This window comes from Microbacterium sp. BF1, from assembly GCF_019279095.1.
Taxonomy (GTDB): domain Bacteria; phylum Actinomycetota; class Actinomycetes; order Actinomycetales; family Microbacteriaceae; genus Microbacterium; species Microbacterium maritypicum.
This window is the reverse complement of the sequence record NZ_JAGYWT010000095.1, coordinates 1-7,011: the sequence shown is the minus strand read 5'-3', so window position 1 is coordinate 7,011 and position 7,011 is coordinate 1. Positions and strand designations below refer to the sequence as shown.

8 protein-coding genes and 1 tRNA gene are annotated in these 7,011 nt (G+C 66.9%); 6 read left to right on the top strand and 3 right to left on the bottom strand.

The annotated features are described in order from the left end of the window. The 3 genes from KZA10_RS05330 to adhP form a co-directional block, all read left to right on the top strand. The coding region (locus KZA10_RS05330; protein WP_218682355.1) for a response regulator transcription factor at positions 1-541 on the top strand (541 nt) is incomplete at its 5' end. Positions 542-630: 89 nt separating this feature from the next. After that, a complete protein-coding gene (locus KZA10_RS05325) occupies positions 631-789 on the top strand; it encodes a hypothetical protein (protein ID WP_218682354.1) in 159 nt (52 codons plus the stop codon). 30 nt (positions 790-819) lie between these two features. Beyond that, positions 820-1,878, top strand: a complete 1,059-nt coding sequence (gene adhP, locus KZA10_RS05320; RefSeq protein WP_151486672.1) for an alcohol dehydrogenase AdhP — start codon at positions 820-822, stop codon at positions 1,876-1,878. Positions 1,879-1,934: 56 nt separating this feature from the next. Here adhP and KZA10_RS05315 read toward each other — a convergent pair. Beyond that, positions 1,935-2,017 (bottom strand) — tRNA-Leu (locus KZA10_RS05315). A gap of 101 nt (positions 2,018-2,118) precedes the next feature. Here KZA10_RS05315 and KZA10_RS05310 point away from each other — a divergent pair. Both KZA10_RS05310 and KZA10_RS05305 read left to right on the top strand, forming a co-directional pair. Then, the gene (locus tag KZA10_RS05310) at positions 2,119-2,739 is read left to right on the top strand and encodes an ANTAR domain-containing response regulator (RefSeq protein ID WP_017830602.1); all 621 of its coding nucleotides are present in this window, start codon (positions 2,119-2,121) and stop codon (positions 2,737-2,739) included. Between the two features lie 2 nt (positions 2,740-2,741). Beyond that, positions 2,742-3,317 carry a GNAT family N-acetyltransferase gene (locus tag KZA10_RS05305; protein WP_218682353.1) on the top strand — a complete coding sequence of 192 codons (576 nt, stop codon included), beginning with the start codon at positions 2,742-2,744 and terminating at the stop codon, positions 3,315-3,317. On the opposite strand, the gene KZA10_RS05300 is transcribed toward KZA10_RS05305, so the two are convergent. Beyond that, positions 3,292-3,720 carry a hotdog fold thioesterase gene (locus KZA10_RS05300; protein ID WP_218682352.1) on the bottom strand — a complete coding sequence of 143 codons (429 nt, stop codon included), beginning with the start codon at positions 3,718-3,720 and terminating at the stop codon, positions 3,292-3,294. The genes KZA10_RS05305 and KZA10_RS05300 overlap by 26 nt on opposite strands. 45 nt (positions 3,721-3,765) lie before the next feature. Between KZA10_RS05300 and polA the strand changes: the two genes are divergently transcribed. Beyond that, on the top strand, positions 3,766-6,399 hold the full coding sequence (gene polA / locus KZA10_RS05295; RefSeq protein WP_218682351.1) for a DNA polymerase I: 2,634 nt from the start codon (positions 3,766-3,768) through the stop codon (positions 6,397-6,399). A gap of 371 nt (positions 6,400-6,770) precedes the next feature. Here the strand turns inward: polA and KZA10_RS05290 are convergent. Next, positions 6,771-7,011, bottom strand: a 241-nt coding sequence (locus KZA10_RS05290) for a hypothetical protein (RefSeq protein WP_218682350.1), incomplete at its 5' end; no start/stop codon positions are given.

Below are 7,011 nucleotides of genomic sequence, written 5' to 3'. Positions count from 1 at the left end.
GGAGGCGACTTCGCCGGATGTCGTCGTGCTCGACGTGCGGCTCCCGGACGGCAGCGGCGTGGATCTCTGCCGGAGCATCCGATCGGCGCACCCCGGGATTCGATGCCTCATGCTCACGGCCTTCGATGACGACGCGGCGAGCGCCGCCTCGGTGATCGCCGGCGCGTCGGGGTATGTCCTGAAGACGATCCGTGGCACTTCTCTCATCGACTCGATCCGCCGGGCGGCGACCGGTGAGGACTTGACGCCTCCGGCAGTCACAGCGCGTGTGCGGACCAAACTCGCTTCTCGCGCGACGGCCCCTCCCGCCCCCGAGGCGCCGTTGACCCTGCGCGAGAGCCAGATTCTGCGCTTGATCGCGGAAGGACTCACGAACCGTCAGATCGGCGAGCGCCTCGGCCTCGCCGAGAAGACGGTCAAGAACTACGTCTCTGGTCTCCTCGCGAAGCTCGGCATGCAGCGTCGCACGCAGGCGGCCGTCTACGGTGCCACGGAGCACTTCTCCGATCGAGCGACGGGGGAACGCTTCGATCCGTCGTGAACGTTCATGGGACGTTCGGCCCTGACAGGGGTGCCGCACGGGAGAAGCATGTCTCGTCGGAGCACTCCCACCACCGTCAGAGGAGCATCATGGCTGACTCGACCTTCGCCGCACATCGTCCACTCGTGATCGATCCCGCCGATCTGCAGTTTCCCGCCACTCAGCCGATCGACATCAGCGCTCTCCTGCATGAGGGACACGGTGGGACCTTCGACCCGGGGAAGAAGGTCCGGCGGCGTCAGGCTTGAAGCATCCACGAGTCCCGTCCAGGAGGAATGATGCGAGCAGCAGTCGTCACAGAGTTCGGTGCACCGGCGCAGGTGGAAGAGCGTCCGATCCCACAGCCCGGTCCGGGACAGGTCCTGGTCCGGGTGGAGACATGCGGACTGTGCCACACCGACATCCACGCCATGCGCGGAGATTGGCCGGTCAAGCCCCCGCTCCCGCTCATCCCGGGGCACGAAGGCGTGGGCATCGTCGAACAGCTCGGTGACGGCGTGACCAGCCGCACGGTCGGACAGAGAGTCGCGATGCCCTGGCTCGGCCACGCATGCGGCGAATGCCGGTACTGCGTCGATGGTCGAGAGAACCTCTGCGAGAGCCAGTACAACAACGGCTACGCCGTCGACGGCGGCTACGCCGAGTACATGCTGGCAGACGCCCGCTTCGCCGTTCCCGTTCCGGACGGCATCACCGCTATCGACGCCGCGCCGCTCACCTGCGCCGGAGTCACGACCTACGCGGCGATCAAGAACGCGCATGTCACGCCGGGCGAGACGGTCGCGATCTTCGGTGTCGGGGGGCTCGGGCACCTTGCGGTGCAGTACGCCCGCCTGGTGGGTGCCAAGGTCATCGCGGTGGACATCACCGACGAGAAACTCGACCTGGCATCCGAGCTGGGTGCAGACCACGTCGTGAACGCCGCCGACGCCGATCCGGTCGCTGCGATCCGAGATCTCGGTGGTGCCGACGTCGTCGTCGTCCTCGCGGTCGCGCCCGCGGTCTTCGACCAGGCGTTCCGCTCTCTGAACCGCGGCGGCAGGCTCGTGCTGGTATCCCTCCCCGCCGGTGGGGAGCTCACGGTGCCGATCTTCGACACCGTGCTCAAGGGGATCAGCATCATCGGCTCCATCGTCGGGACCAGGCAGGATCTGGCGGAGGTCTTCGACCTTCACGCCGCCGGACGGACGCGGGTCGTCACCGAGCCCCGTGAGCTGGACCAGGTCAACGCATCGGTCGACGAGGTGCTGGCGGGGACCGTGCCGGCCCGCCTCGTGTTCCAGTATCACACCGCCGATGTCGTCCCGACGCACGACGGGACCGCCGCGTCCCTGTGAGCCGGCGACCTCGGTGTTGAGGAGGAAAACCCAGTTCGAGGGTCATCCATCAAGGGTGCCGGCGGTGGGACTCGAACCCACACGCCCTTTCGGACAAAGCATTTTGAGTGCTCCGCGTCTGCCATTCCGCCACGCCGGCTCGTGTGTCGCGTCTATGACTTTAGCGCAGGGGAGGGGGAGTGATCCTCCGCGCAGAGTGGTTACGGCCTGCAGACAGGGGCACTCCACTAGGATGGTTCTGTGACAGAGCAAGAAGAGCAGGCTGAGCAGCCCACGTCATCCGCACCCCGACGCGTGGTCGTCGCCGAAGATGAGTCGCTGATCCGTCTCGACATCGTCGAGATCCTCCGCGACAACGGCTTCGATGTCGTCGGTGAGGCCGGTGATGGAGAGACCGCGGTCGCTCTGGCGACCGAGCTGCGCCCCGACCTCGTCATCATGGATGTCAAGATGCCTCAGCTCGACGGCATCAGCGCCGCCGAGAAGCTGCACAAGGGCAACATCGCCCCCGTCGTGCTCCTCACGGCTTTCAGCCAGAAGGAGCTCGTCGAGCGTGCCAGCGAGGCCGGTGCTCTCGCGTACGTCGTGAAGCCGTTCACTCCGAACGACCTCTTGCCGGCGATCGAGATCGCGCTGGCCCGCCACGAGCAGATCATCACGCTCGAGGCCGAGGTCGCCGACATGGTCGAGCGCTTCGAGACCCGCAAGCTCGTCGATCGGGCCAAGGGTCTGCTCAACGAGAAGATGGGTCTGAGCGAGCCCGAGGCGTTCCGCTGGATCCAGAAGGCCTCCATGGATCGCCGTCTGACGATGCAGGACGTCGCCAAGGCGATCATCGAGCAGCTCGCGCCCAAGAAGTAAGGGTGAGCGCCGGGGTCATCCGGCTCGATACCGAGCACATCCTGCGGCCCGTGCGCCTCGGAGATGGCGCCGCGCTCTCGAGGGCGTATCTGGCGAACCGCGAGCACCTCGCACCGTGGGAGCCCTCACGCACGGAGGCGTTCTTCACCGTCGCCTCGCAGGAGCAGCACGCGCAGCAGTGCGTCGACGATGCGTCCGCAGGTCGCAGCGTCCGCTTCGTGATCGCGTCCGACGACGGTGAGATCCGCGGACGGATGAACATCAACAACATCGTCCGTGGTGCGTTCTGGAGCGCCGATCTCGGCTACTGGGTCGACGTCTCGCGGCTGCGTCGTGGGCTCGCGCACCGCGCCGTCGCGCAGATCATCGAGTACTCGCGCACGGAACTGGGACTCCATCGGCTGCAGGCGGCCACACTGGTGCACAACCTCGGCTCCCAGAGCGTGCTGCGAGGAAACGGCTTCGAGCGCATCGGGATGGCGCCGAAGTACCTCCGCATCGCGGGGGAGTGGCAGGACCACCTGCTCTTCCAGCGGCTGCTGGAGGAACCGCTCAGCGCTTGGCGGGAAGGTCCTTGATCATGTTGGTGATGCGGATCGTGGAGCAACGTCGCCCCTGATCGTCGGTCACCACGATCTCGTGCACGGTGATGCTGCGTCCCAGGTGGACAGGGGTGCAGACACCGGTGACGACGCCCGACGTCGCCGAACGCGTGTGCGTCGCGTTGATGTCGACGCCGACGGCGAGCCGTCCGGCACCGGCGTGCAGATTGGCCGCCATCGATCCGAGGGATTCCCCGAGGACCACGTAGGCGCCGCCGTGCATGAGTCCGACAGGCTGCGTGTTGCCCTCGACCGGCATCGTCGCGACGCAGCGGTCGACGCTGAATTCGACGAACTCCATGCCCATCTTCTCGGCCAGAGCGCCCATTCCGCGGGCTGTGGCCCAGTCGAGTCCCTCGCTCGTCGCGACGTCGCTCATGCATCCTCCTCAGCGGGTGTCTGTCGTCCTCGTTAGGCTGACAGGGTGACGGACTCCGCAAAGCCTACCCTCATGGTCGTCGACGGCCATTCGCTCGCCTATCGTGCCTTCTTCGCCCTCCCGGTCGACAACTTCACGACCAAAGACAACCAGCACACGAACGGCATCTACGGCTTCCTGTCGATGCTGGTGAACCTCATCAAGGCCGAGCAGCCGACGCACCTGGCGATCGCCTTCGACACCTCGCGTCACTCCTTCCGCACCGACGAGTACCCGGAGTACAAGGCCACGCGCTCCGAGTCGCCTCAGGAATTCAAGGGGCAGATCCCCCTGCTCCAGGAGTGCCTCACCGCGATGTCGATCCCGGTGCTGACGAAGGAGGGGATCGAGGCCGACGACATCCTCGCCACGCTGGCGTCTCAGGGTGCCGAACAGGGCTTCGACGTGCTCGTCGTCTCGGGCGATCGCGACACCATCCAGCTCGTCAACGACGATGTCACGCTGTTGTACCCGTCGGTGCAGGGCGTCTCCCAGCTCAAGCGCTACGACCCCACGACCGTCCAGGACCGCTACGGGGTCCGGCCGGAGCAGTATCCCGACATCGCCGCTCTCGTCGGAGAGACCAGCGACAACCTGCCCGGTGTGCCGAAGGTGGGGGAGAAGACCGCCGTCAAGTGGCTCACGCAGTTCGGGTCGCTCGACGAACTGATCGCCCGAGCCGACGAGATCAAGGGTGTGGTCGGCGGTAACCTCCGCGATCACATCGACGACGTGCGCCGCAACCGCAAACTCAACCGTCTGCTCACCGACGTGGAGCTTCCCGTCGGCCCTGCCGATCTCGCGGTCGCGCCGATCGATGCCCAGGCCGTGCGTGACATCTTCGCGCGCCTGGAGTTCCGCACACTGCTCCCGCGGGTGTTCGAGGCCGTCGGTGCGGGCGAGGTCGCCGACGATCCCGCATCCGTGGTCGTCCTTCCTGTGCCTGTGGAGGTGACGCCCGCCGAGCTCGCTGCCTGGGGTTCGGCACAGGAAGGCGAAGTCTCCCTCCGTATCACGACACAGGGCGGAGTGCCCGTGCGCATCGGTGCCGCCACCCTGACTGAGCTCCGCGAATCCGACTGGACCGAAGCCGCGCCCGAGGCGCTGCGCGGATGGCTCGAGTCCGACGCGTCGAAGGTGCTCCACGACGCGAAGGCGCAGGTGAAGGCACTGATCCGTCAAGGCATCCGCCTCGGCGGCCTTTCGTACGACACGAGTCTCGCCGGCTGGCTGCTGCGACCGAGCTTCCCGGACAAGACCCTCTCCGACCTGGTGGAGCGCTACCTGGGCGAGAAGCTCCCCGAGGCCGACCCGTCGCAGCTCGTGCCCGAGACCGAGGGCGCCACGCCTTCGCAGGAGGCGTGGTTCGCGCTGCGTGTCGCCGATGCTCTTCGGGAAGACATCCCCGAGCCGGTCGCCAAGGTCTTGGTCGACATCGAGCTGCCGACGCTGCTCACCCTCGCCGACATGGAGGTCGCGGGCGTCGCGGTCTCGCACGACGTGCTGTCCACGTTCTCCGGAGAGCTCGCCGCCCGCGCCGAGGCGCTCGCGCAGGAGGCCTTCTCTGTGGTCGGACGCGAGTTCAACCTCGGCTCGCCCAAGCAACTGCAGGAGGTCCTGTTCGAAGACCTGCAGCTGCCGAAGACCCGAAAGACCAAGACTGGATACTCGACGGATGCCGCGGTTCTCGCCGACCTGCAGGAGAGCAACCCCCACCCGTTCCTGAACCTGCTGCTGCAGCACCGTGAGGCCACCAAGCTGCGTCAGATCATCGAGTCGCTCGATACCGCCATCGGCGACGATCACCGCGTGCACACGACGTATGTGCAGACCGGAAGCCAGACGGGGCGTCTGTCCAGCACCGACCCCAACCTGCAGAACATCCCGGTGCGTACCGAGGAATCCCGTCGCATCCGCAGCGCGTTCGAAGTGGGCGAGGGCTACGAGGCGCTTCTCACCGCCGATTACTCGCAGATCGAGATGCGCATCATGGCGCACCTCTCCGGCGACGAAGGCCTCATCGAGGCGTTCAACAGCGGGGAAGACCTGCACCGTTTCGTCGGTGCGCGGGTCTTCGGAGTCGAGCCGAGCGAGGTGACGGCGGCCATGCGCACCAAGGTCAAGGCGATGTCGTACGGCCTGGTCTACGGGCTCTCCGCGTTCGGCCTCTCCAAGCAGCTGCGCATCGAGCAGTCCGAGGCCAAGCAGCTCATGATCGAGTACTTCGCTCGGTTCGGCGCGGTGCGCGACTATCTGCGCGCGTCGGTCATGAAGGCGAAGGAGGTAGGCTACACCGAGACGATCTTCGGCCGCCGTCGTCCGTTCCCCGACCTGGCGAGCCCGAACCGGGTGCTGCGTGAGAACGCCGAGCGCGCGGCCCTCAACGCCCCCATCCAGGGCAGCGCCGCAGACATCATGAAGATCGCGCTCCTGCACATCCACGATGATCTCCGCTCCGAGCAGCTCTCCTCGCGCGTGCTGCTCCAGATCCACGACGAGCTCGTCGTCGAGGTCGCTCCCGGGGAGTGGGAAGCGACGGAGCGCATCGTGCGGGCGCGGATGGGTGACGCCGCCGACTTGTCGGTGCCGCTCGACGTGCAGGTCGGACGCGGTCGCGACTGGAACGAAGCCGCGCACTGAGGTCCGGCGGCGGAAGGGGGCCGGGGATTAGGCTGACAGCTATGACTTCAGCTCCCCGCACCCCCTCCGCCATCGACGCCGTCGCCGATGAATGGGTCGACACGATCGCGGTCCTGGCGCCCACGCTCGGGACGTATATGTGCTAGCGCGGGAGCGCGCACGCTGTCTGGCGTTCGCGACCGACCCGCATTTCGGGTCGGACTGGGGAGTTCTGAACTGGGGAGTTCACAGCACCGCGTCGCGGCGTTCGTCGCCGCCTCGATGTCATCGAGCGCGCGGTGGAGTGACGACCTCGCGTTCGGAACAGCATCGACTGGGGAGTCACTGTGGGGAATACGAGTTTCGGGCGCCGAGCGCGGGGTGTCGTCGCGTCAGCGCTGACGGCAGGTCTGCTGATCGCCGGTCTGTCCGGTGTGGGCGCGACAGCGGCGGGTGCGGCAGAGGTGCCGCCGTCGATGCCGCCGCAGTTGCAGCGCGACGAGAACTTGTTCCGTGTATGTCGGGTCGCCGATCCTGGCGCGGATGTCGAGGGCCGCCTGCGCGGCAGCGTCGTCGGTGGGGAACTGCAGCACCGTCACCGTGGCACGGCCGGCGTCGGGGGCGAACACCGCT